Source organism: Puniceibacterium sediminis, from assembly GCF_900188035.1.
GTDB classification, from domain to species: Bacteria; Pseudomonadota; Alphaproteobacteria; order Rhodobacterales; family Rhodobacteraceae; genus Puniceibacterium; species Puniceibacterium sediminis.
The window spans coordinates 1-22,448 of record NZ_FZNN01000031.1 but is presented as its reverse complement, the minus strand read 5'-3'; the positions used below and the strand labels follow the sequence as shown (position 1 = coordinate 22,448).

At 62.9% G+C, this 22,448-nt stretch carries 20 protein-coding genes and 1 pseudogene; 8 read left to right on the top strand and 13 right to left on the bottom strand.

The annotated features are described in order from the left end of the window. Positions 1-19 precede the first annotated feature (19 nt). The 11 genes from CHB75_RS19740 to CHB75_RS19690 form a co-directional block, all read right to left on the bottom strand. Complete coding sequence (locus CHB75_RS19740; RefSeq protein WP_089273689.1) at positions 20-787, bottom strand: 2,3-dihydro-2,3-dihydroxybenzoate dehydrogenase; 768 nt, start codon at positions 785-787, stop codon at positions 20-22. After that, positions 768-4,619, bottom strand: coding sequence for a non-ribosomal peptide synthetase (locus CHB75_RS19735; RefSeq protein ID WP_089273687.1), 3,852 nt, complete (start codon positions 4,617-4,619; stop codon positions 768-770). The genes CHB75_RS19740 and CHB75_RS19735 overlap by 20 nt, the downstream gene beginning before the upstream one ends. Beyond that, on the bottom strand, positions 4,616-4,858 hold the full coding sequence (locus CHB75_RS19730) for a phosphopantetheine-binding protein (protein ID WP_089273685.1): 243 nt from the start codon (positions 4,856-4,858) through the stop codon (positions 4,616-4,618). Before CHB75_RS19730 ends, CHB75_RS19735 begins: the two co-directional genes overlap by 4 nt. Before the next feature lie 12 nt (positions 4,859-4,870). Continuing rightward, positions 4,871-5,503, bottom strand: a complete 633-nt coding sequence (locus tag CHB75_RS19725) for an isochorismatase family protein (RefSeq protein ID WP_089273683.1) — start codon at positions 5,501-5,503, stop codon at positions 4,871-4,873. 1 nt (position 5,504) lies between these two features. Next, the gene (locus CHB75_RS19720) at positions 5,505-7,121 is read right to left on the bottom strand and encodes a (2,3-dihydroxybenzoyl)adenylate synthase (RefSeq protein ID WP_089273681.1); all 1,617 of its coding nucleotides are present in this window, start codon (positions 7,119-7,121) and stop codon (positions 5,505-5,507) included. Then, positions 7,118-8,296: an isochorismate synthase gene (locus CHB75_RS19715; RefSeq protein ID WP_089273679.1), complete on the bottom strand. Its 1,179-nt coding sequence runs from the start codon at positions 8,294-8,296 to the stop codon at positions 7,118-7,120. The genes CHB75_RS19720 and CHB75_RS19715 overlap by 4 nt, the downstream gene beginning before the upstream one ends. Before the next feature lie 260 nt (positions 8,297-8,556). After that, positions 8,557-9,624, bottom strand: coding sequence for a 4-oxalomesaconate tautomerase (locus CHB75_RS19710; protein WP_089273677.1), 1,068 nt, complete (start codon positions 9,622-9,624; stop codon positions 8,557-8,559). Next, on the bottom strand, positions 9,617-10,288 hold the full coding sequence (locus tag CHB75_RS19705) for a 4-carboxy-4-hydroxy-2-oxoadipate aldolase/oxaloacetate decarboxylase (protein ID WP_089273675.1): 672 nt from the start codon (positions 10,286-10,288) through the stop codon (positions 9,617-9,619). The genes CHB75_RS19710 and CHB75_RS19705 overlap by 8 nt, the downstream gene beginning before the upstream one ends. A gap of 3 nt (positions 10,289-10,291) precedes the next feature. Next, positions 10,292-11,248: a VOC family protein gene (locus tag CHB75_RS19700; protein WP_089273673.1), complete on the bottom strand. Its 957-nt coding sequence runs from the start codon at positions 11,246-11,248 to the stop codon at positions 10,292-10,294. 27 nt (positions 11,249-11,275) lie between these two features. Further along, a complete protein-coding gene (locus tag CHB75_RS19695) occupies positions 11,276-11,761 on the bottom strand; it encodes a cytochrome b (protein WP_089273671.1) in 486 nt (161 codons plus the stop codon). A gap of 62 nt (positions 11,762-11,823) precedes the next feature. Continuing rightward, positions 11,824-12,558: a PIG-L deacetylase family protein gene (locus CHB75_RS19690; RefSeq protein WP_089273707.1), complete on the bottom strand. Its 735-nt coding sequence runs from the start codon at positions 12,556-12,558 to the stop codon at positions 11,824-11,826. A gap of 213 nt (positions 12,559-12,771) precedes the next feature. Between CHB75_RS19690 and CHB75_RS19685 the strand changes: the two genes are divergently transcribed. The 6 genes from CHB75_RS19685 to CHB75_RS19670 are packed head-to-tail and all read left to right on the top strand — an operon-like array spanning position 12,772 to position 16,615. Further along, positions 12,772-13,956 carry a LysR family transcriptional regulator gene (locus CHB75_RS19685; RefSeq protein WP_089273669.1) on the top strand — a complete coding sequence of 395 codons (1,185 nt, stop codon included), beginning with the start codon at positions 12,772-12,774 and terminating at the stop codon, positions 13,954-13,956. 4 nt (positions 13,957-13,960) lie between these two features. After that, the gene (locus CHB75_RS22200; RefSeq protein ID WP_245841080.1) at positions 13,961-14,194 is read left to right on the top strand and encodes a hypothetical protein; all 234 of its coding nucleotides are present in this window, start codon (positions 13,961-13,963) and stop codon (positions 14,192-14,194) included. 21 nt (positions 14,195-14,215) lie between these two features. After that, entirely contained in the window at positions 14,216-14,812 is a 597-nt protein-coding gene (gene dctP / locus CHB75_RS19680; RefSeq protein WP_245841079.1) for a TRAP transporter substrate-binding protein DctP, read from the top strand. A gap of 53 nt (positions 14,813-14,865) precedes the next feature. Next, entirely contained in the window at positions 14,866-14,988 is a 123-nt protein-coding gene (locus tag CHB75_RS22400; RefSeq protein WP_281253243.1) for a hypothetical protein, read from the top strand. Continuing rightward, a complete protein-coding gene (locus CHB75_RS19675; protein ID WP_089273667.1) occupies positions 14,982-15,371 on the top strand; it encodes a TRAP transporter small permease in 390 nt (129 codons plus the stop codon). Before CHB75_RS22400 ends, CHB75_RS19675 begins: the two co-directional genes overlap by 7 nt. Continuing rightward, positions 15,368-16,615 carry a TRAP transporter large permease gene (locus CHB75_RS19670; RefSeq protein WP_089273665.1) on the top strand — a complete coding sequence of 416 codons (1,248 nt, stop codon included), beginning with the start codon at positions 15,368-15,370 and terminating at the stop codon, positions 16,613-16,615. Before CHB75_RS19675 ends, CHB75_RS19670 begins: the two co-directional genes overlap by 4 nt. Positions 16,616-16,638: 23 nt before the next feature. On the opposite strand, the gene CHB75_RS19665 is transcribed toward CHB75_RS19670, so the two are convergent. Next, positions 16,639-19,746: an efflux RND transporter permease subunit gene (locus tag CHB75_RS19665; protein WP_089273663.1), complete on the bottom strand. Its 3,108-nt coding sequence runs from the start codon at positions 19,744-19,746 to the stop codon at positions 16,639-16,641. A 24-nt stretch (positions 19,747-19,770) separates the two neighbouring features. Further along, entirely contained in the window at positions 19,771-20,979 is a 1,209-nt protein-coding gene (locus CHB75_RS19660) for an efflux RND transporter periplasmic adaptor subunit (RefSeq protein WP_089273661.1), read from the bottom strand. Positions 20,980-21,105: 126 nt separating this feature from the next. Here CHB75_RS19660 and CHB75_RS19655 point away from each other — a divergent pair, with 126 nt between their 5' ends. Together CHB75_RS19655 and CHB75_RS19650 are read left to right on the top strand one after the other, a co-directional pair. Further along, the gene (locus CHB75_RS19655) at positions 21,106-21,681 is read left to right on the top strand and encodes a TetR/AcrR family transcriptional regulator (RefSeq protein ID WP_089273659.1); all 576 of its coding nucleotides are present in this window, start codon (positions 21,106-21,108) and stop codon (positions 21,679-21,681) included. Positions 21,682-21,868: 187 nt separating this feature from the next. Further along, positions 21,869-22,033: pseudogene (locus tag CHB75_RS19650) on the top strand (transposase); the annotation flags it as partial. Positions 22,034-22,448 lie beyond the last annotated feature (415 nt).

Below are 22,448 nucleotides of genomic sequence, written 5' to 3'. Positions count from 1 at the left end.
GGATCACCCGCGCCCCCGATCAACCACGCAAGGTTGCGCCACCATCGACATAAAGGTCGGCCATGGCGATATGGCCTGCCTGTTCGGACAGCAGGAACATGACCGAATTGGCGATGTCTGCGGGTGTCGCCAGCTTTTTCAGCGGGATGCCGGTCTTGTAGGTTTCCAGCGATCCGGCAATCACCGCCGCCGCCCCACTGTCATCCGCCCACATGCCGGTCTGCATCGGCGTGAGGGTGGATCCTGGCGCAACCACGTTGCAGCGGATACCGTGCGGAGCGAGCTCTAGCCCCAGACAGCGCACATACATTGTCAACGCGGCCTTTGATGCGCCATAGGCCGCCATGTTGGTGCGCGGAATGCCAGCGGCGTTGGAACTGACCACCACCATTGCCCCATGTCCCCGTGCCGTCATGTGAGCCGCCAGCGCCTGAGTGATCAGGAAAGTGCCGAGCATATTGACGTCGAATACACGGCGCCATTCCGCCACAGTCAGATCCTTGACCGCAGACGTCGACAGGATCGCCGCCAGCCCGACGAACATATCCACTGGGCCGATCGTTCCCTCGACCTCTTCCACCAGCGCGCGGACCGCCGCGCCGTCGGTCACGTCCAGCGGGCGGATATGCAGCCCGGCGTCCGGCTCCATCCCGCTCAGCGCCTCGGCCAGATCGGTGGCGATCACCACTGTTCCGGCCTCGCGCAGCGCCGTGATCACGGCCCGTCCAATGCCGCCCCCTGCACCGGTGACAAGCGCGATCTTGCCCTCAAACCCCGTCAGTTGCATGGTGGCGCCTTTCACGTTCCGTCATTTCCTGCGCCAGTCGCACAGCGATTACCCGGCTGGCCGCGCCCGAGGTCATGCCCGCATGGCGCTGTTGCAGCGGCACCGCCTCGACCTGACCGGCAAAGGGCTTCCACTGCGCGGGCGACATCGCTGTGCCGCTGTGATCCAGCGCGGCGGTGAAATGCAGCAGCCGTGCGGTGGTGGGGCGTTCCCGGTGCGCGCGGATCAGCCGGTTCGTACCCTGCACCGTGCGGATCACCCCACGCGCCAGCGGTTCGGGCAGCACGCCCAGCGGGTGGCCGCGCAGCCGCAGGAATCCCAGAACCGCCTCGGGCGTACGCAATTCCGGGTGGGCGTCGGGGTCGAACCCGGCAATCGCCAACAGTGCCTTGAGCGCGGCAGTGGCGTCCGGTTCCGGCTCGTTCCGCCAGTGCTGTGATGGATAGGCATCCAGCAGCGCCAGCGCCCCGACAGCGCGACCCGCGGCCTCAAGCTGCACGGCCAGCGCTTGCGCCATTATCCCGCCAACAGACCAGCCCGCCAGATGCACGGGCCCTTCGGGTTGCAGCGCGCGGATGTGACCAAGGTACAGTTCTGCAAGCGCCTCGATCGATGCAGGCGGGGGCGCGTCAGGTTCCAGAGTTGGTGATTGCAACGCAATGACCGGACGCCCAAGCGCACGGGCCAAATCACGGTAGCACCAGCCAAGGCCGCCCGCAGGCGGCAAACACCAAAGCGGCAGACCGTCACCCGCCGACAGCCGCAGCACTGGCCCCGCCCCGGCGTTGACCTCATCCTGCGCGCTCAGCGCCGCTGCCAGCCCCGCGACGGTTGGCGACTCGAACAGCGCACCAAGGCCGGGATCAGTCCCGAAATCCTCTTCCAGTGCCATTGCAAGTCGCACCGCACCCAGTGAGTCACCGCCCAGATCAAAGAAATCCGCATCCCGCGCTGGCAAAGCCGCCAGCCCGAGGATACGTACGAATTGTCGCGCGACGCGAGTCTCAGTCGGAGTCAGCTCTGCGGTCTGCACCTCTGTCCCATCACTCGGCAAGGGCAGCGCCTTGCGGTCAAGCTTGCCCGAGGCACCCAGCGGCAGCGTCTCCATCAGCACCCAGGCCTGCGGGCGCATCGGTTCCGGCAACAGCTGGACCGCGGTGGCACGCAGGGCAACGATATCGCCCGTCGTGCCGGTTTCGGGAACGGCATAGGCGACCAGCCTCGTGCTTCCGCCCATCACCTTTGGCACCACGGCGATCTGGGTCAGGGGACAGGCGGACAGCAGGCGCGCCTCGATCTCTCCGGGTTCGATCCGGATCCCGCGGACCTTCAGTTGATGATCCTCGCGCCCAAGGTAGACTATCGCGCCATCCGCCCGCAGTTCGGCCATGTCGCCAGTGTCGTAAATCCGTGCGCCGGGCCGGAACGGGTCCGGCAGGAACCGCTCGGCAGTCAGGTCATCGCGACCCAGATAACCGCGTGCCAGTTGTACGCCACCAATCCAGAGCCGACCGGGCACCCCGACGGGAACCGGCCTAAGCCGTTGGTCCAGCACGTATAGCCGGGTGTTCCAGACCGGATGGCCGATGGGCAGCGGGTCGGATCTGTCCTGCGGCCCCGCATCCCAGAAACTGACATCCACCGCTGCCTCGGTCGGCCCGTACAGATTGTGCAGTTCGCCCTTCAGCACCGCATGGAATCGGTCACGCAGATCGGGGCGAAGCGCCTCTCCGCTGGTAAAGACGCGGGTGACGCACAGACCCTGAGCCTCGCGCGTTTCGACAAAGAGTTCGAGCATGGAGGGCACGAAATGCAGCGTGGTGATGGCATGGTCGCGGATCAGCCGGGCGATATGGCGCGGATCGCGGTGGGCGCCATCCGGGGCCAGTACCAGCTCGGCCCCACACAGAACCGGCAGGAAAAATTCCCAGACAGAAACGTCAAAGGTCGCAGGCGTCTTTTGCAGAATGCGATCCTGCGGCCCGAATCCATAGTGATCCCGCATCCAGAGCAGCCGGTTGACGATGGCACGATGTTCGACCACCACCCCCTTGGGCGCGCCGGTCGATCCGGAGGTAAAGATGACATAGGCGGCATCACCGGGCACGGGTTGCGCCAGCGGCACTTCTGGTGCGCTCCAACCTTCGGGCGGCAGTTGATCAGGACCAAAGCCCAGAACCCGGGCGGGCTGCGCCAGATCCAGCACCTGCGTCTTGCGGGCAGGCGGATCTTCGGGGTTCAGCGGCAGCCAGGCCGCCCCGGCGCGCAGTATCCCGAACAGCGCAACCACCAGATCCAATGAGCGTGGCAGATCCACCGCAACGATGCTGCCCATGGTCACTCCGTCCGCCGTCAGACGACGCGCCAGTGCAAGGCTGCGGCGATCCAGTTCAGCGTGGGACAGCGTCTTGTCGCCCAGAGTCAGGGCGGGTGCATCCGAATTGTCTCGCATCCCCGCTTCGATCAACGTGGTCAGTGTAGTGTCGGGGACCGGGTGGTCGGTTGCGTTGTTGCGATGCACAAGCTGCTCGACCTCGGTCGGGCTGGCAAGCGGTACATCGACGAGTGTGTCCGCGCCAAAGGCCGCCTGCATGAACGCCAGCAGGCGCGCGCCATGGGCAGCGGCCTCGGCGGCGGAATACCGTTCGGGGTTGCTGTCGACCTCAAGCAGAAGCCCGGTGCCCGGATCGTCGCGAAAGGTGAAGGTGATGTCATCAACCGATCCCGCGCCAAGGATTTCCAGCCGTGTCTTTGTGTCGGCAAAGCGTGGAGTGGCGTCGAATGGCAGGACATTCACCATCGGGCCATGCAGACGACGGCCGGCGCCAACAAGACCCAGGTCGCGGCGGATGTGTTCGGCCCGGTAACGTCCATGTTTGCGCGCCTGCGCCAGATCGGCGGCGCAACTCCGCAACAGATCGTTCGTCGGCGCATCCTCATCCGGTGCGACCACCAGAGGCAGCACGTTGACCAGTGTGCAGGGCACCCGCGCGGCAATGGACCCCATGCGCCCCATGTGCGGCACGCCGATCTGCGCGCGCCCCTCAGATGAAAACCGCGCCACATAGGCACCGGTCAGCGCGGTCAGCGCATCGGGCCAGGAGACCCCTGCATCTTCGGCCCGTTTCAGCAGTGCCGTGCGAAGTTCCCCAGGCAGCGGATGACGGCTGCGGTCAAAGCGCCGCGCTGACACGGCCCGCCCGCGCCCCAGCGTTTCCGGCGCGCCGTGATGCAGCCCCGCCGCCGCCCAATAGGTCCGGTCGATCGGACACTGATCACCCGCCTGATACGCCGCGTCAGCCTCAAGCGCCCGCGACAGCGGGGCAAGCGACGGAGGGGCGGCACGGCCCGTCAGTTGAGCGTTATAAAGCGCGGCAACCCGCTGGGTCACCAGCACCATGGCATAGCCGTCCAGCGCCAGATGATGCGCGCGTTCGTACCAGAGCGCCTGATCATCAGCGATCAGATACAGCGTGAAGGCGGCTAGCCCGTCGCGCGCCAGATCCACAGGCGTCGCGTGATCCCGGGCCATCTCGGCCCGCGCCACGGCAAGGGCATCAACCTGCCCACGCAGGTCCCGCAGCGCAAGAACCGCCGCGGTGTCCGGGTCCAGCCATTGGCGAACACCCTCTGCCTCGGCCTTGAACCGCAGCCGAAAACTGTCCACCTCGGCGATCAGTCCCGCGACAGCACTTTGGAAAGCGGCCAAATCCAGCGGGCCGTCGATGTGCACGACCTGCCCGGTGTTGAAGATCGGGTTTGCCGGGTCCAGCGCCTGTGCGTACCAGATGCCCTGCTGCGCCTCGGTCAGGGCGGCGGGAAAGATCGTCATTCGGTGTCGCTCTGCGGCGGTTGGCCCGTTGCCTCCCAGATGCCGTTCATCGTGGGCCGTTCAAGGAACATGGAATATTCGACCGCCAGCCCCTGAGTGTCGAGCGCCAAAAACAGCGTCATCAGACGCATGGAATCGATACCCAGGTCGGTCAGATTCTCGTCCGCGTCGACCTCTTCGGGTGAGATGTGCAGAAGTTTCGCCACCTCGGCACGCAGCATGGCGTAATTGGCGTCCATAAGATGGCTCCTTTACAACTGGTCGATCAGCGATTGTGTCATTACGGGAACGCCACTGCAGGCCGCGACCCAGTTCAGCGCCATTTCATGCTTTTCGCGGCTGAAATCGGCCAGGGCATCGGCGACAAAGAACGGCTCGATGTCGCGCTGGAATGCCTCGGCGGCGGTGGCAAGGCACCCGATATGGGCGTAGATCCCGGTGATCAGCAGCTGATCGCGCCCGCGGACCCGCATCAGTGTTTCAAGGTTAGACCGCTGAAAGGCGCTGTAGCGGTGTTTAACCAGGCGAAAATCGCCGTCCTGCGGGGCAAGCTCGGGCAGGATGTCGGTGTGTTCCGGAATCTCCTGCATCCCCGGCCCCCAGAGATCGGCCTGAAGACCGCGGTCGCGGCGATCCTGATTGCCGTGCTGGGCGGTGTAGAAGACAGGTATTCCGGCACTGCGACAGGCACTGGCCAGACGCACGATATTGGCCAAGGCAGGCGACAAAGGCGCGGCGCTGGCGTCAAAAGCGGCGCAGAAATAGCCCTGCATGTCATGGATCAGCAGCGCTGCGCGGGCGGGATCGAACGCCCATGGTGCGCGCGGCGTTGGCAGTTCCGAAGCGGTCGGCAGGTCGTAGGGGGCGATACGTGGCAGGCCCATATCAGGACAGCTCCTCGATTGAGGCGCGCAACCGGGCGCGCAGTTCCTTGCGGGAAATCTTGCCGACAGCCGTGGTGGCAAACCCGTCGACGAACCGGATCTCGTCCGGGATCTTGAAAGCGGCGATCTCGCGCTCGGCCATCCAACGGCGAATGGCGGTTGGTTTCGGCGCTTCGCCGCGCGGCTGGACAAAGGCGCAACTGCGTTCGCCCAATGCCGGATCGGGAACCGAGACGACGACAGCGTCAAACACAGCCGGATGTGCCAGCAGGTGATCCTCGATCTCTTCGGCGGAAATCTTTTCCCCCGCACGGTTGATGTGGTCGGTGGCCCGGCCCTGCACCGTCAGATATCCGCCCGGCCCCCGCACCACGATATCGCCCGTGCGGTAAAACCCGTCGGCGGTAAAGCTGCGGGCATTGGCGGCGGCGTCGTTGTGATAGGCATTGATCGTATAGGGCCCGCGCGTGAGCAGGTTTCCCGGCGTGCCGTCGGGCACGGGATGGCCCGCGTCATCGGTGATCATCACCTCGTCATCCGGGCTGATCGGGCGGCCCTGCGTGCCGGTCACGATGTCATCCGGATCGCCCAGCCTTGTGTAATTCACCAGACCTTCGGCCATGCCAAAGACCTGCTGTACTTCGCATCCCAGAGCCGGGCGGACCCGCTTTGCCGCCTCTGACGGGAACTTTGCTCCGCCAACCTGAAGCACCGCCAGGGACGAAAGATCGGGCTTCATGATCCGGGCCGCGTCGATCCACAGCATGGCCAGAGGCGGCACAAGCGCGGCGATGGTCACGCCCTCGTCCCGGATCAGCCGGAAACAGACGTCCGGCGCGGGGCGCGGGGCCAGCACCACGGTCGCGCCCGCATATTGCGCGCCCAGCCAGCCGGGGCTGCTCATGGTGAAATTATGCGCGACAGGCAGCGCGGCAAGGTACCGGCTATCCGGCGTCAGCCCGCAGATACGCGCGCTTTCACGCAGGCTATAGATATAGTCGTCATGGGTGCGCGGGATCAGCTTGGACAGCCCGGTCGACCCGCCAGAAATCTGAAGAAACGCCACCGACTGCGGATCCGGGTCGGCGGGCAAGGTCGCAGGATCGCCATTCAGGGCATCAAGCGCGATGAACTCCTCGGCTTCGCCCACGACGATCACATGTTCCAGCCCGGACAGGTTTGCCCGCAAGTCACGCGCCAGCGGGCGGTAGTCGAACCCGTCCGCGCGGTCAGGGATCACATAGGCCCGCGCGTCCGAGCGGGTCAAAAAATGCGCCACCTCGGTGCGGCGATGCGCAGGCAGCGCGTAAACCGGCAAAAGCCCCGCCGCGAACAACGCCCAGACCACCTGCAGCGTTTCGGGAATGTTGGGCATCTGGACAAGCACGCGGTCACCGGGATGCAGCCCCATTGCCAGCAGACCCGCAGCGGTGCGATGCGCGCGCGCGGCCATCTCGGCGTAACTCCATCGGGTCGTGCCGCCAACCACCGCGATCCGGTCACCATCTTCGTCGGCCACACGCCGCAGCAAGGCCGGAAAGGTCTCGCCCCGCCAGTGGCCCGCCGCACGGTAACGCGCGGCGCGGTCTGCGGGGAAGGGCTGAACCGGATGGTTCATCGATTTGCGCCTTGCAGAAGAAGCCGGGGGGACAAGCCGAACGCCGCCAGCAGCGTGCCGAATTTCGCTGCGGTTTCATCGGCCTCACTCATCGGGTCGGATCCTGCCACAATGCCGGCACCGGCGTACAGTCGCGCCATGGCGCCGCGCACGACCGCGCAGCGGATCGTCACATGCCAGGCGCCTTCGCCCCGTTCATTCGTCCAGCCGACAGCCCCCGCATAGAATCCGCGCGGTTCGGTTTCCAGCCGGGCAATGGCGGCGTCCGCAGCATTGGTCGGGCTGCCGCAGACAGCTGGCGTGGGATGCAACGCCGCAGTCAGGTCAAGCACGGGTGTATCCGGGTCTTTCAGCTCGCCCTCGATCATGCTGCCCAGGTGCCACATGGCTGGCGTCGCGCTCAGCTTGGGGGCCTCGATCCGCGAAAGCTTGCGGCAGAACGGGGCAAGGATGTCGCGCACATGTTCCGCCACAAGCGCGTGTTCGTGCGCATCTTTGGCCGAGGCTTCCAACCCTGCGGCAGCACTGCGATCAGCATCTGCGTCGCGACGTCGGCGCGCCGATCCGGCCAGCGGATGCGACCGTACCACCCGTCCGCTGCGCGACACCAAAAGCTCGGGCGAGGCCCCGACAAGCGTCGCGCCCGGATCTGGTAGCGGCAGACAATACAGCATGGTAGAGGCATCCGCCGCCAGCCGCGTGACAAGCTCTGCGATGTCAAACACCTGCGGCCCAGTCACATCAAGGGTCCGCGCCAGAACGACCTTGTCGACCTCGCCCGCGGTGATCGCGATCAGAGCCTGCGCCACAGCATCAGCATAATGCGCGCGCGGCGGCACCTCGGAAAAGCTGAGTGTCGACCTCGCATCGTGTTCAGGCACGGCCGACGCGGAGGTAAGGACATCGCTGTCGTTCTGGTACACTGTCTCTGGTACCAGCAGAAAACCGTCAGCCTTCCGGTCAAACGGCAGCGCACCCACAAGCAGATCCGGAGCACCGGGTTCGCGAAGACGAGCCCCGGCAAGTGCGGCAAGGTTCGACGCCACCCCGGTCAAACCCGCATCGACATGACCAACACCCGAAACGGCACCCATCCTGAACGGAGCGTTTTTCTGCGGCACCGGCGTGGGCGTGCCAACGCGACCGAAATTTTCAAATACTTTATGCTCCGCCATCCGCGTCAACCGCCTTTTGAGAGATTGCCTGCCTGAGAATTTGGGTTGGCGTTGTCCTTGCCGCAGCCTGGTCAATACCCTCTCCGCGCGAGGTTGCGACCAAACCTTAGTGTTTTAGGTTGTTATTTAATTCTTGCCGCGGGGACAAGAGATCGGTTGAGTTGAATTTTATAAATCCAAAACTCGTTTGGAATTTTTCAGTCTGACTTGCCGGACAAGAAAGCGCACCTGACCAAATTTTTCCCCGTAGTTTTAATCTGTTACGCGCGGGGAAACACGCGTCCATCAAACAGCTTGCGCGCCGTACGCATGGTGCCCGTGCGCGTCACCCCGCCTGACAGCGAGCGTTCTATCAGAACCTCAGCCGCGCCGGTCGGGTGTTCTATGGCGAAAATTGCACCTACGGGTAGAATCGCCACTGATGCCGCCGGTGTGCCCGGCAGGGTGCAGGCCGTCGCGACGGTGACGGCGGCAAAGACGCCGATGGTCGCGTGGCAGCGGTGGGGGATGAAGGATCGCGTGCTGACCACGCCGCCAGTTAGCGGGGAAGAGACAAGCGTCATCTTGGGTACGCTCTTGTCGGTGACATCGCCAAGGTTCATCATTGGCCCGGCCATCAGCCGGATCGCCTCAAGCCGTGCTTTCAGCACGGTGTTGGTGTCCAACGCCTCGCGGCTTTCGGTACCGGTGACATCCAGATCGCTGGCCCGCATAATCACGCAGGGCATACCGTTGTCGATCAGCGTACAGTCCACACCGTCGATCACATCGACCGCATTGCCTGTCGGCAGCAGCTCGCCGCACATCGACCCGGCGGTATTATCGAACATCAGCGGCACGGCGGCGTGGTGCCCCGGCACACCGTCAATGGCTGCCGCACCAGAATAGGCCACCCGCCCGCCCGGCGTCGCAATGGTGGCCGAAGCGAGTTCTCCGGTGTTCAGCATATGGATGCGCACCAGGGTTTCATCGCCCGCCGCCGCAACCAGCCCACGTTCGATCGCGGCGGGACCGGCCCCGGCAAGGATGTTGCCACACCCCTGCGCGCCGCTGACCAGCGGCTGATCGACAAAGACCTGAAGGAACAGGTAATCGACATCGGCATCCGCCCGCGTCGAAGGCGACAACACGGCCACCTTGGACGTCAGCGGATCCGCACCGCCGATCCCGTCGATCTGGTTCGCATCGGGCGACCCCATGATCCGCAGCAGCAGGTCGTCCCGCGCAGCGTCATCACCGGGCAGATCGGCCTTGAGGAAATAGGCCCCCTTTGACGTGCCGCCCCGCATCCAGAGACACGGAATGCCATCTATCGCGGGATCAGACATACTTAAGGCCCTTTTCAGCCAGACGCCCGCGCATGTCATAGATATCCAACCCCAATTCGCCAGATGCCAGACGCTTGCGCTTGGCCTCTTCGGCATCGAGCCGGGTTTGCGCCTTTTTCATCACGGCTTCGGCCTCGGCGCGTTTGACGACGACCACACCGTCATCGTCCGCCACGATCACGTCCCCTGCATCAATGGCCTGCCCGGCGCAGACGATTGAAACGTTGACGGACCCCGGCGTCTCTTTCACCGTGCCCTGCGCGCTGATCGCCTTGGACCACACGGGAAACCCCATCTGGGTCAGATCGCGGATATCACGAACGCCCGCGTCGATCACCAGCCCCCGACAACCCCGTGCAATGGCAGACGTTGCCAGCAGGTCACCGAAATATCCGTTATCGCAGGGCGAAGTCGGGGCAAGCACCAGAATGTCGCCCTCCTGCAACTGCTCGATAGCGACGTGGATCATCCAGTTGTCGCCCGGCGGGGCCGATATCGTGACCGCCGATCCGGCGATTTGAGCGCCTGAATAGATCGGCCGCATATGCGAGGCGAGGCACCCCTTGCGGCCCTGCGCCTCGTGCACGGTGGCGACTCCGGCGCGGCCGAGCGCGTCAATGATGGCCTTGTCGGCGCGGTCGATGTTCTGTTTGACGATGGTCATGTCTCAGACCTCCTTTTTAACGGGGGGCGTGCCGTGGGTGTGGAACGTCTCGATTGTTTTCAGTCCCCAGGCCTGACCCTTCTTGCGGTCCGCCTCGGTCCAGCAGATGGGTTTCCAGTCAGGGGCAAGGTTCAGGCGTGCGCCGGCATTGGCCAGTTCGACCCGGTTGCCCGCAGGTTCCCAGACATAAAGAAAGAACGTGCCCTGAATGGCGTGCTTGTGCGGCCCGGTTTCGATATGAACGCCATTTTCAAGAAAGACATCCGCCGCGCGCAGGATATCTTCGCGCTGATCGGTGGCATAGGTCACATGGTGGAACCGGCCGTGCCCGCCGCCGTGTTCTTCGGTGCAGGCCAGATCGTAGGTCTTGTTGTTGACCGTGAACCAGCAGCCGCCAAGACGGCCGTTATCAAGCTGGATGTATTCCGTCACCCGCGACCCCAGACAGGTCTCCATGAAACGGCGGAATTCACTCACATCCGAGGCCAGCAGGTTCAGGTGGTCGATCCGGCGCGGCGCGGCCCCGGTAAAGGCCGAAGCGACGTTCTTGAGAGCGGGCCTGTCGGCCTCTGGCGCCTCGTACCACCTGGTTTCGTAATAGATCTCGAACACATGACCAAAGGGGTCTTCGAACCGAAAGGCCGGGCCGTGGCCCAGATCCCCTTCGGTCCAGCCGTGAACCGAATACCCCGACGCCTCGATCGCCTTGACCCGGCGGTCCAGCGCCTGCGGAGACTCTGCGCGGTAACCGATATGCGCGACGCCCGTGCTCTCGCTGCGGGTCAGTTTGAGTGTGTGGAATTCATAGTCATCCCAAGCCCGCAGATAGGCACTGTAACCCTCCAGCGCCGATAGTTTCAGCCCATAGACACGGGTAAAGAAATCAAGGCTTTCCTCGAATTTATCGGTGAGCATCTCGACATGACCCAGGTGGGCCAGATCGTGGCAGCGTTCGCTCATGTCGTTTCTCCCGGTAGTGATGTTGCGTCAGGTCATGCGACGCAGAATGGCGGTGTTCCACCAGAACTGATGCACCAGAACCGCCCCCACATGCAGACCCACAACCCAGAGCAGGACCGTCGAGCCGATCTCGTGCACCTCCGCCAGGAACCCAATTCCCAAGAACCATGCACCAAGGCCGACAACGGGCAGGCCAATCAGCAGGACATAGAGCGCAACATGCGTGACGCGGGCGGCCCTAGTGGCCAGATCTGGCTCATCGGCAGGCGGCGGCGGGGTGCCACGACTGCGGCGCAGAATCAGACGCCAGGCGGTCAACGCCAGCACAGCCGCGCCAATCATCGAATGAGCGACCGATGTCGTGGTCCAGACCGGGCTGCCGCCCTCCATCGTCTGATGAAACAGCCGCCCCATGTGGTCAAAGAACAAATATTGAATGGCGAGCAGAACAACGACGCCCCAGTGGAGCATCTTCTGAGTCCTGGAATATGTATCCGGCGCGATCTGGTTCATGGCATTTCTCCTGGAAAAAACGGTCCTGATTATAGCACGCAGATCCGCCCGCCTTCCGTCGCTCAGAGTTCGTCGACCGTCCGCGGAAAGATCGACTGGAACCCTTCGGCATATTTGCAGTCACGTCCACCCGACATGCCGCCCGAGTTGCGTTTGAAATGATTGGCGCGCTGTTGGGCGACGCGGGTGTAGAACTCCCACAGGTGCTCCTGGCCCTGCATCGCCTCGATGGCGGCGCGTTTTTTGTCCCAGACCGGGGTGATGTCCAGAAAGGTGTCCGGCTTCCAACCCATCTGCTCGGTCTGGTGCGGCTCGAACAGATAGAGCTGCGGCGCACCCAGCACCTTTTCGCCGGGGTTGTGGCCCCAGGCCTGCGCGATCATCCGGCATTCCAGCACTGCATTGGTCGTGTTCATGTGATCGGTGTTGTAGGGGTCGTACTGCGAATGGCTCAGCATGAAGGCGGGCTGAACCTTGCGGATCACATCGACGATCTTCATCTTGTTCTCGCGGCTGAAATCCAGCGGGTAGTCCCCCAGATCAAGACAGATCAACTCATGCACGCCAAGCGCCTTTGCCGCTGTCTCGGCCTCGGCCCCGCGCACGTCCTTGACCCGGTCCAGCGTCATGTCTTCCTGTTTCCACAGCTTCGCGCTTTCGCCGCGCTCGCCGAAAGAAAGACACAGGACAGTGACCTCATATCCCTGCTCGGCATGCAGGGCGATGGCGCCGCCGCAGCGCCAGACGAAATCGGCGGCATGTGCAGAAATGACAAGTGCGGTTTTCTTGGCGGACATGATCGGCTCCTGAATTTTCTTTCCCGATGCATCCCACAGTCCATCGGTAAGGCTCAATTTGAAAGCTCGTTCTTTGGTATAAGTTCTGGCTATGATAAATGGTGCGCGCCCCTGCGGAATGGCATAGGTCAACGCAACCCCGGACGGAAAGTCAGAGATGCGGATCACTGTCAGAACCAGCCTGACTGTCACACCTGACACAGGAGAAATGCGATGATCTCGCGCAATCTGCGTCATCTCAGGGTTTTCATGGCCGTGGCCGAAACCGGATCGGTGACCCATGCCGCCGACCGCTGCCACGTATCGCAGCCCGCCGTGACCCAGGCACTGAACAAGCTCGAACAGAACGCAGGCGGCGCGCTGTTCGACAGGACCCGGCACGGCTTTTTCACAACACCGCGCGGCGATGTGCTACTGAACCGTGTCCGGCGCGCCTTTGATCTGCTCGACCCGGCGCTTGATGACGTTTCGCCCCGGCTGGTGCTGACGGCGACCGCGCCACAGCTGACCGCCCTCATCGCCGTTCGCGAAACCGAGAACTTTACCCTCGCCGCGCTGCGCCTGAACCTGGCCCAACCCACCGTCCACCGTGCCGTGTCGCAGTTGGAACAGGAATCGGTGCGCGCGCTGTTTGAGCGGACCTCTTACGGCATCATTCCGACACGCCAGACCCGCGCCCTTAGCCAGAGCGCGCAACTGGCCTTTGCAGAACTCGATCAGGCCGATGCGGATCTGGCTGAACTGGATGGAAGGGAGGTGGGCCGCATCGTCGTCGGCGCGCTGCCCCTCTCGCGGTCGGTCATCCTGCCCCACGCGCTGACGCAGTTCCGCGCCCTGCGTCCGATCCAGAACATCACGGTGATCGACGGCCCCTATAGCGAACTTCTTGGCGGGTTGCGGCGGGGGGATATCGATTTCATCCTTGGCGCGCTCCGCGATCCCCTGCCGATCGCGGACATCGTGCAAGAACCGCTGTTCAGCGACCGGCTGACCATCCTCTGCCGCCCGGATCATCCGCTGGCGGATCGCACTGGCCTCAAACCATCGGACCTTTCCGACACGCCTTGGGTCGTGACGCGCGAAGGCACGCCCACCCGTGCGCAATTCGATGCCTGTTTCGACAATGGCACCGCCCCCATCAGCCTGATCGAAACCGGTTCCATCCTGCTGATGCGCGAGATCCTTTTAGCGAGTGACCATCTGGGCTGCATCTCGACCGCGCAGTCCCACGCCGAAATCTCCAAGGGCCTGCTGGCCCGCCTGAACGTTGATGTCGACTGGGCCCGGCGGCCCATCGGGCTGACCACCCGCGCGGGCTGGATGGCGACCAAAGGGCAGGCCCTGATGCTAGATCTGATCCGCGCCGCCGCAGAAGAGGCCAGGCAAAGTATAGCGTGAACTTATGCGGCGCGCGCGGCTTCTAATTGGATCGGGCGGCGCGGCTCGGATCTCCCGCGCCATCGCCCTGGCATCGACCGCCGTTGCCGAAAACATGAAGTTCGCCAACTTCATGCCGCCAACCCACCCCCAACGTTGCGGCGCTTTCCAGCCCTTTGCCGATCTGGTCGGGGAAAAGACCGGCGGCGGCGTGACTGTGACGCTGTATAACGGCGGTGAACTGGGCCCGGTCGAATAATATTCCCGCGTCGTCGATGACGTGGCCGAATTCGCGAACAGCCTGCCGGGCTACACCGCCTCGACCTTTCCGCTGACCCTGATCGCAGAACTGCCTGGCGTCACCAACACTGAGACCGGCACACAGGATATCTGGAACAACATCGACCTGTTCCTGTCGGAATACCGCCGTGTGCAGCTTGTTCCGTCGCGCAACGCGGGCCTTCAGGTCAGCGCATGGGGCGGCAACCCAGTGTCCATGCCGGTGACCGAAGTCTACAACGCCATGCAGACCGGCGTGATCGACGGTGCGATGATCGACACCACCGCCACCCGCGCCTTCCGTCTGGGCGAAGTGGCCAACTACCTGACGCTTGGCTTTGATGCGACAAACTCGCCGTTCTACATCATCATGAACCAAGATGCCTTTGACGGTCTGTCCGCAGACAACCAGAAAGCCGTCGTTGAGGCGGGTCAGGAGGCATCCCTGCCTGCCAACAAGACCCAGCTTGACGTTACCGCGAACGGCATCACCGCCTTTGCAGAAATGGAGGGCAAGGAAGTCATCGAGCGGACCGCCGAAGAAGCCGCCGTGTTCAACGAACTTTTCCGCCCTCATCGTGGGCCAAGTCGTTGCTGAGATCGGTGCCGACGCGCAGGCCATCGTCGACGCACTCAAGGCGGACTGACCCCATGTCCGCTCCCGCCGTACCTAGGGCCTGGTCGGGTTATATCGACCGGGCGACGCTCGCTCTGACCTGGATCGGCGGGATCTGCCTTCTGGTGATCGTGGGGGTCGTTTTGCCGGGGTGGTGACGCGCTACGGCTTTGGCCGCCCGATGCTGGGCGTGAACGAGATCGTCCAGCTTACTGCCGTTGCCCTCGTTATGTGCGCCCTGCCCTACTGCAGTTCGCGCGGCAATCACGTGGGCGTCGATGTGCTCGACAGGGCCATCGGTGCCTGGGGCCGTCTCATCGGCGACATCCTGTCGCGCTGCCTCGCGGGATTCACCCTTGGGGTCTTGTGCCAGCGCGCGACGTACAAGGCGCTTGATGCGCTGGAATACGACGACATCTCCAACATGCTCGGCCTGCCGATCTGGCCATTCTACGCGATCCTCGCAGCGGGCACCGGGATCTGCGTGCTGATCTTCGCCCTACAACTGCTCGTCATCCTGTTCAAAGGCCCGCAATCATGACCCCCTTCGCCGTCTGCCTTGTCGGCATCGCCGGACTTTTTGCGCTGATGATCCTGCGCACGCCGGTCGCCTTTGCGATGCTCTGCGTCGGGTTCTTCGGCTATTGGACCCTTGAAGGATTCCGCAGCGCCGGCGGCGTCCTGCTGACCGAAAGCTATTCGGCGGTGTCTAACTACAACCTGATCGTCGTGCCGATGTTTGTCCTGCTGGGCAACGTCTCGTCCGTCGCGGGGTTCAGCCGGGGGCTATACGATGCCGCCTTTGCCTGGGTCGGACGGTTTCGCGGCGGGTTGGCCTCGGCCTCGGTCCTCGGCTGTGCGGCATTTGCCACTGTGTCCGGGTCATCCGTTGCAACACCCGTCACCTTGGGCAAGGTCGCCCTGCCGGAGATGAAGCGCCTAGGTTATTCCGACAGCCTTGCCACCGGTTCCATCGCCGCAGGCGGCACGCTGGGTTTCCTGATCCCACCCTCGACCGGTTTTGTCCTTTACGCCATCCTGACCCAGGAAAGCATCGGCCGCCTGTTCATGGCAGGCATCCTTCCCGACCTGCTGCTCATGGTCCTGTTCATGGTCGCGATCTGGACCGTCCCGCTGCTTGGTCAGGCCGCGCCGCTTCTGGGCGTGATCGTGGTGTCGATCGGCGGCATCCACCTTGGCGTCTTTACCCCGGTCGAGGCCTCCGGCGTCGGCGCCGCGCTGGTCATTTTCATGGCCATCACCAAGCGCCGCCTGACCTTTGCCCTGTTCCGCACCGCCGTGCTTGAAACGCTTTCGACTTCGGCCATGCTCTATACCATCGTGATCGGTGCCAACGTGCTCAACCCATTCTTTGCGGTCACCCAGATCCCCGCCACCTTGGGCGAAGGCCTGTCGTCACTGGGGTTTGGTGCCTATGGCACGCTGCTGGTCATCATCCTAACCTATGTGGTTCTGGGCATGTTCATGGACGGGCTGTCGATGCTGGTGATCACGGTGCCGGTCATGTTCCCCGTGATCCTGCAGTTCGGGTTTGATCCGATCTGGTTTGGTGTCGTAGCGGTGATCGTGATCGAAATGGGGATGATCACGCCGCCCGTCGGCCTGAACGTCTTTGTCGTGCGCGGCATCGCCGGCGACGTGCCGCTGATGACCGTGTTCGGCGGGGTGACGCCCTTCCTGATCACCATGATCGTCGGTCTGGCGCTGATCGTCGCCTTTCCGCAGATCGCGCTGCTGATCCCGAACACCATGTTCGGCAACTGACAGCGGGCCGACCACCGATCCGATTATCTGGCCGTCTTTGGTTTGCGCCGCAGGCTGATCCGGCGGATCACCACATAAAAGCCCGGCACGGCAAAGATACCCAACACTGTCGCCAGCAACATCCCACCCAGAACACCGATCCCGATGGACTTTTGTGCCGCCGCCCCCGCACCGCTTGCCGTCGCAAGCGGCAGCACACCGAGCATAAAGGCAAGCGAGGTCATCATGATGGGTCGCAGCCGCTGGCGGGCCGCCTGAATCGCTGCCTCGACCACGCTGGCCCCAGCAGCCTCAAGATCGCGGGCAAATTCGACGATCAGGATGGCGTTCTTGGCGGCCAGGCCGATGGTCGTCAGTAGCCCCACCTTGAAATAAACGTCGTTCTGCTGGCCAAACAGCCATGTCGCAAGCAGTGCGCCCAGAACCCCGATCGGCACAGCGAGCATGACGGAAACAGGGATAGACCAGCTTTCATAAAGCGCGGCGAGGCACAGGAACACCACCAGCACCGACAGGGCATAAAGGTATGGCGCCTGACTGCCGGACTGACGTTCCTGATAGGATAGGCCGGTCCACGCGGCGCCATACCCACCGGGCAGTTCGCCCACCAGCGCCTCCATTCGGTCCATGGCGTCGCCGGAACTGGCGCCGGTGCCTTCGGACCCGGAAATTTCGATCGCGTTCGAACCATCCATGCGAACCAGCGAATTGGCAACCGGCTGCCAGCTTGTCGTCATGAAGGACGGGAAAGGCACCATCTCTCCGGCGCCATTGCGGGCATACCAAGTGTCGATATCCTCCGGCTGCATGCGGTACTGCGCCGCAGCCTCGACGATCACGGGCCGTAGGGAGGTACCAAGCATGAAGTCGTTGACCTCGGTCCCGGAAAAGATGATCGACAGCATCGCGTTCACTTCGGAAAGGTTCAAACCAAAGCTTTCTGCCTTCTGCTGATCGATGTCGATGCGCAGCGCCGCACTGTCGGTTGCCCCGCCGGTGCGCACATTCTGCACTTCAGTCGCGCTGACGGCGTTGGAGACAAGCTGATCGGCGGCCTCGGTCAGGGCGTCAACCCCTGCGCCGGACTGGTCCAGCAGATACATCGTGAAGCCCGAGGAATTGCCTAGACCGGGGATCGCGGGCGGCTGCATGAAAATGATCTGACCGCCGCGATATCCGGCGAAATGCGCATTGGCACGGGCGGCCACGGCAGACGCGCGAAGACCCTCGTCCTGCCGTTCGTTAAAATCGCGCAGAGAGACAAAGGCCATAGCCGAATTCTGCCCAGTGCCGCCAAAGCTGAAGCCGAGATTGGCAAACACCGACGACACCGCGTCCATTTCTTCGCTCAGAAGGTAGGCTTCTACCTCATCCAGCGCAACCGCCGTCTGGTCAGTCGTTGCCCCGTCCTGAAGCGAGATCATCACCATCAGCGCACCCTGATCCTCGGTCGGCAGAAACGACGACGTGATCCGGCCATAGACCTGCGCCGCACCAAAGCCAACGGCGACCAGAAGGACGATCATCGTCATCGGGCGACGCAGAATGCGTGTGACCCAGCCGGTATAACCGCTGGTCATGAGGTCGAATCCCCGGTTGAACCAGCGCGCCGGGGCGATCGCCTTGTCCGGGTCAGTCGGGCGCAGAAGGCTGGCGCATAGCGCCGGTGTCAGGATCAGCGCCACCGCCGCCGACAGCACCATGGCGGTGATGATGGTGAGTGAAAACTGGCGGTAGATAACGCCGGTGGACCCGCCAAAGAATGCCATCGGGAGGAACACCGCCGACAGCACCAACGCGATGCCGACCAGCGCGCCGGTGATTTGGCCCATGCTCTTTTCCGTCGCCTCGACCGGGCCAATTCTGTCCTCTTCCATGATGCGTTCGACGTTTTCCACCACGATGATAGCGTCATCCACCAGCAGGCCGATGGCCAGAACCATGGCGAACATAGTCAGCGTGTTGATGGAATAGCCCGCAGCCGCCAGCACCGCGAAGGTGCCCAGCAGAACCACAGGCACCGCGATGATCGGAATCAGCGTTGCGCGCCAGTTCTGCAAAAAGACCAGGATCACCAGAAACACCAGCGCAATCGCCTCGAACAAGGTGTGTTCCACCTGCTCGATTGACAGCTCGACAAAGGGCGAAGTGTCATAGGCGATCCTGATTTCGACCCCCTCGGGCAACGATCCGGCCAACGCCTTCAGCGTCGCGCGCACCGCTGTCGCGGTGTCGACCGCATTCGCCCCTGTGGCAAGGTTCACGCCGAACCCGGCGGCGTTCAACCCGTTGAAAAACGACGAAGACCCATAGGATTCCTGCCCGATTTCGACCGTCGCTACGTCGCCCAGCGTCACCGCTGCGCCACCCTCATCGGTTTTAAGCAGGATCCCAGCAAATTGGGCGACCGATGTCAGCTGACTCTGCGCCGTTATGCTTGCAGTGAACTGCTGTCCCTGCGTCGTCGGCTGGTTGCCAAGCGATCCGACCGAGACGGTCGTGTTCTGTGCCGCCACGGCCGACGTCACGTCTGAAGGCGTCAGCTGAAACTGAGCGAGCTTTAGCGGATCAAGCCAGATCCGCATGGCATAGCCCGATCCGAAGGAATTGATACCCCCCACACCCGCCGTGCGTTGTATCTGGCCCTGAATTGTTTCTTCGACGATATTGCCCAGTTCGACGGTGGAATATTGCCCGTCAGGAGACACAATGGCACCCACCATCAGAATGGAGGATGTCGATCGGCGCACCGTCACCCCAGCGGTCTGCACAGCCGTCGGCAGGCGCGATTCGACTTGGCCCACACGCGTCTGCACGTCGTTCTGCGCATCGACCGGATCAACGCTGTCATCAAAGGTCAGCGAAATGTTGGCAGAACCCTGAGAAGAGGTCGAAACAGTGTAAAGCACGCCCTCCACATCCGTCAGCCCGTCCTCGATCACCGTGGTAACCGAATTCTGCACGGCCTCGGCGGTGGCGCCGGGGTAGCTCGCAGAAATGCGCACCGTGGTCGGGGCGATGTCGGGATATTGCGACACCGGGAGCTGGGTCAGGGCGAACAGCCCCGACAGCATTGTGACGATGGCAAGCACCCAGGCAAAGACCGGACGGTGTATGAAGAACTTGGCCACAGGGGGGCTCCTATCCGGTCTGGGTCAGGGTTTGGTAGCTGCGGCGGCGGGGGCGGCATCCTGCACAAGGCCGCTTGCGTCGATCACCAAATCGACTGGCATCACTTCGGCACCCGCATGCAGGTTCTTCAGCCCGTCCACGATCACCTTGTCGCCCGGCGCGATGCCATCCGTCACGATCCAGGCATTTTCGTAGCTGCCGACCTCGGACAGCACGACCTGCGTGGCCTTGCCGTCGCGTACGACAAAAGCCGTCAGTAACCCGTCGCTGCCCCGGCTGGTCGCCCTTTGCGGCACCGGGATCGCCTCGGTCGTGCCCAGTGTCACGTTCACACGCAAGAACTGACCGGGCAGGATCAGACGGTCGGGATTGTCGAACTGCAGGCGCAGATCCAGTGTACCGGTGGTGGTGGAGACCTGTGTGCCGGGGCTGACGAATGTGCCCTCACCATCATACAACACGCCATTTTCCAGCGTCAGGGCCACCTTGAACGTCTGACCGCGTGTCAGTTCACCGGAGCTCATCCTATCGCGCACGCGTAGCATGCGCGCGCTGGATTCGGTCATATCGACATATATCGGGTCCAGCCGCGTCACGGTGGCCAGTGCATCCGTCTGGTTTGCAGTGACGATGGCACCGATGGAGACCTCGGACACCGACGGAACGCCGTCAATCGGGCTGCGGATCTCTGTGCCGTCCAGATCAAGCTGCGCCACGGTAAGCGAGGATTCGGCTGCACTCAGCGTTGCCTTGGCCTGCAACAGCGTTGACTCGGCCTCATCCAGATCGGCCTGGGTGACCCCCCCACCGGCTAGTCCGCGATACCGTTCCACGGTTTTTTGCGCCGAAGTCACTGCCCCCTCTGCGCCAGTCTTTTCGGCCTGCGCGGCGGCAACGGCGGCGGCATAACGCTCCCGCTGCAGCGTAAACATCAGATCCCCTGCCTGTACCCGATCGCCGGAATCATAACTGACCCTCTCGACGATGCCTTCGACTGTGGGTCGGATATTCGCCGACTGATAGGCAACCGCGCGGCCCGGAAGCGTCACAGAATAGGGAATGCTCCGCGTCTCGGCGGTGATGACGCCCACTTCTGTCGCGCTTCCTGTTCCCCCGGGTGTCATGCCCTGCGCTTTTGCCCACTGCCCGCTTAGTGCCAGCAACATCAGCGCAAACACCGCAACGACGACTATCGGCAACCGGCCGATGGCTATGCGATCAGGTCTCAACATCCCGTTTCCTTTCGGATCTGCGGCCCACGGCATCAAAGCGCGACTCACACAAATTGCATCCAGCGCACTTCTTGCACGGCGTGCAATTCATGTCTAGACTGCCGCAAAACCACGGAGATTTCACCCATGGCCCCGACCCTCCGGCAGCGTCGCCAGGAAAAGACCAGCCGTGACATTCGGCTCGCGGCTCTTGAACTCTGCACTACCAAAGGTTTGGACAGCGTAACGGCCGAAGCGATCAGCGCCCGGGCGGGGATCAGCCTGCGCACATTCTTCAACTATTATCCGAACAAGGAAACGGCGATTGTCGCCCGGCCGCCCGGCTTTCCCGAAAAGGCAATCGCGGCTTTTAACACGGGCCACGGCTCGCTGGCCGAGGACTTGACCGATCTGCTGCGCGCCCATCTGGCGCTGCTGGATGAGGATCGGGACATCATGCTGTTGCTGCACGAACTTCTACGCGACAACAAGGTACTGCGCGCCGCGCACGAAGCCTCGCTTAAGCTGCTGCACTCGGATCTCGCCGACATTCTGGCCCATCGGATGACCGGGCAAAGCCGCGCCATGGTTGACCTCTTCGCAGGCACCGTGTTGATCGCCACCGGCCAGCTCGTTCAGTCGATGCAGGATGAAACGCCCCTCGCCGACCGCGCACCAGAGGCATGGACCAAGCTCCGTGATTTGGCCGACCTGATCCGCTAAGGCATGAACCCGTCAATCCGGCCCATTCGTGGCGCTTTTGCACCGAGCACGTGGAAGTCGGAACGCGTCCTAGCCGAGACAGATTTCAGGCGGGCGTTCGAAATTGGGCGGCCAAGTTCGGCAGGGCGGTTGGATCGCCAATGCCATCAGCGGTCAAATCGGAGCAAATAATCTGCCCTCTGACAAGATCCGAAAGATCATCTACACCACGAATGCGATCAAAAGCCTGAACAGGGTGATCCGAAAATCGATCAAGACCCGTGGCTCATTCCCTACCGAAGAAGCAGCCACAAAGCTGACTTGTATGGCCGTCCGTGACCTCGAGAAAGGACGACGGAATGTTCCGCAGTGATTTGCCACCCGCCATCACTTTGCAATAAGGTACGAGGACGCTTCAATGCGTAACCGTATCTGAACCCCGCATGGGCCAACCCGGATATACGCTAGTTCATCACACTCCCAGTCCTGCCCAAAGTTGATCGTTGGTCGCACAAGCCCGTCAAAAAAGGCGGCGGGAACAGCCATGTGCCTTGGCGTTTGAATCTTCCAGCGATTTCAGGCGATGGCGACCCTTGCCTGGAAACACTCGCCCCCACGGAAACGATAGCCGTCGCCTGAGCATAACTCATCGCACTGGCAGATTGCGATACCGTCAGGCGGAGGCATCCATAAGGCATTGTTGCAGAACTCACGCCTGAGGCATGACTTCCCCTTACCCCGCTGGCGTTATGCCACGCGAATGATCTCGGCAGTGCCGAGGGCATTGA

Coding starts and splice junctions, on each gene's coding strand:
- CHB75_RS19740 (WP_089273689.1), bottom strand. CDS start 787: ATGCAACTGACGGGGTTTGAGGGCAAGATCGCGCTTGTCACCGGTGCA.
- CHB75_RS19735 (WP_089273687.1), bottom strand. CDS start 4,619: ATGACGATCTTTCCCGCCGCCCTGACCGAGGCGCAGCAGGGCATCTGG.
- CHB75_RS19730 (WP_089273685.1), bottom strand. CDS start 4,858: ATGGACGCCAATTACGCCATGCTGCGTGCCGAGGTGGCGAAACTTCTG.
- CHB75_RS19725 (WP_089273683.1), bottom strand. CDS start 5,503: ATGGGCCTGCCACGTATCGCCCCCTACGACCTGCCGACCGCTTCGGAA.
- CHB75_RS19720 (WP_089273681.1), bottom strand. CDS start 7,121: ATGAACCATCCGGTTCAGCCCTTCCCCGCAGACCGCGCCGCGCGTTAC.
- CHB75_RS19715 (WP_089273679.1), bottom strand. CDS start 8,296: ATGGCGGAGCATAAAGTATTTGAAAATTTCGGTCGCGTTGGCACGCCC.
- CHB75_RS19710 (WP_089273677.1), bottom strand. CDS start 9,624: ATGTCTGATCCCGCGATAGATGGCATTCCGTGTCTCTGGATGCGGGGC.
- CHB75_RS19705 (WP_089273675.1), bottom strand. CDS start 10,288: ATGACCATCGTCAAACAGAACATCGACCGCGCCGACAAGGCCATCATT.
- CHB75_RS19700 (WP_089273673.1), bottom strand. CDS start 11,248: ATGAGCGAACGCTGCCACGATCTGGCCCACCTGGGTCATGTCGAGATG.
- CHB75_RS19695 (WP_089273671.1), bottom strand. CDS start 11,761: ATGAACCAGATCGCGCCGGATACATATTCCAGGACTCAGAAGATGCTC.
- CHB75_RS19690 (WP_089273707.1), bottom strand. CDS start 12,558: ATGTCCGCCAAGAAAACCGCACTTGTCATTTCTGCACATGCCGCCGAT.
- CHB75_RS19685 (WP_089273669.1), top strand. CDS start 12,772: ATGATCTCGCGCAATCTGCGTCATCTCAGGGTTTTCATGGCCGTGGCC.
- CHB75_RS22200 (WP_245841080.1), top strand. CDS start 13,961: ATGCGGCGCGCGCGGCTTCTAATTGGATCGGGCGGCGCGGCTCGGATC.
- CHB75_RS22400 (WP_281253243.1), top strand. CDS start 14,866: ATGTCCGCTCCCGCCGTACCTAGGGCCTGGTCGGGTTATATCGACCGG.
- CHB75_RS19670 (WP_089273665.1), top strand. CDS start 15,368: ATGACCCCCTTCGCCGTCTGCCTTGTCGGCATCGCCGGACTTTTTGCG.
- CHB75_RS19660 (WP_089273661.1), bottom strand. CDS start 20,979: ATGTTGAGACCTGATCGCATAGCCATCGGCCGGTTGCCGATAGTCGTC.
- CHB75_RS19655 (WP_089273659.1), top strand. CDS start 21,106: ATGGCCCCGACCCTCCGGCAGCGTCGCCAGGAAAAGACCAGCCGTGAC.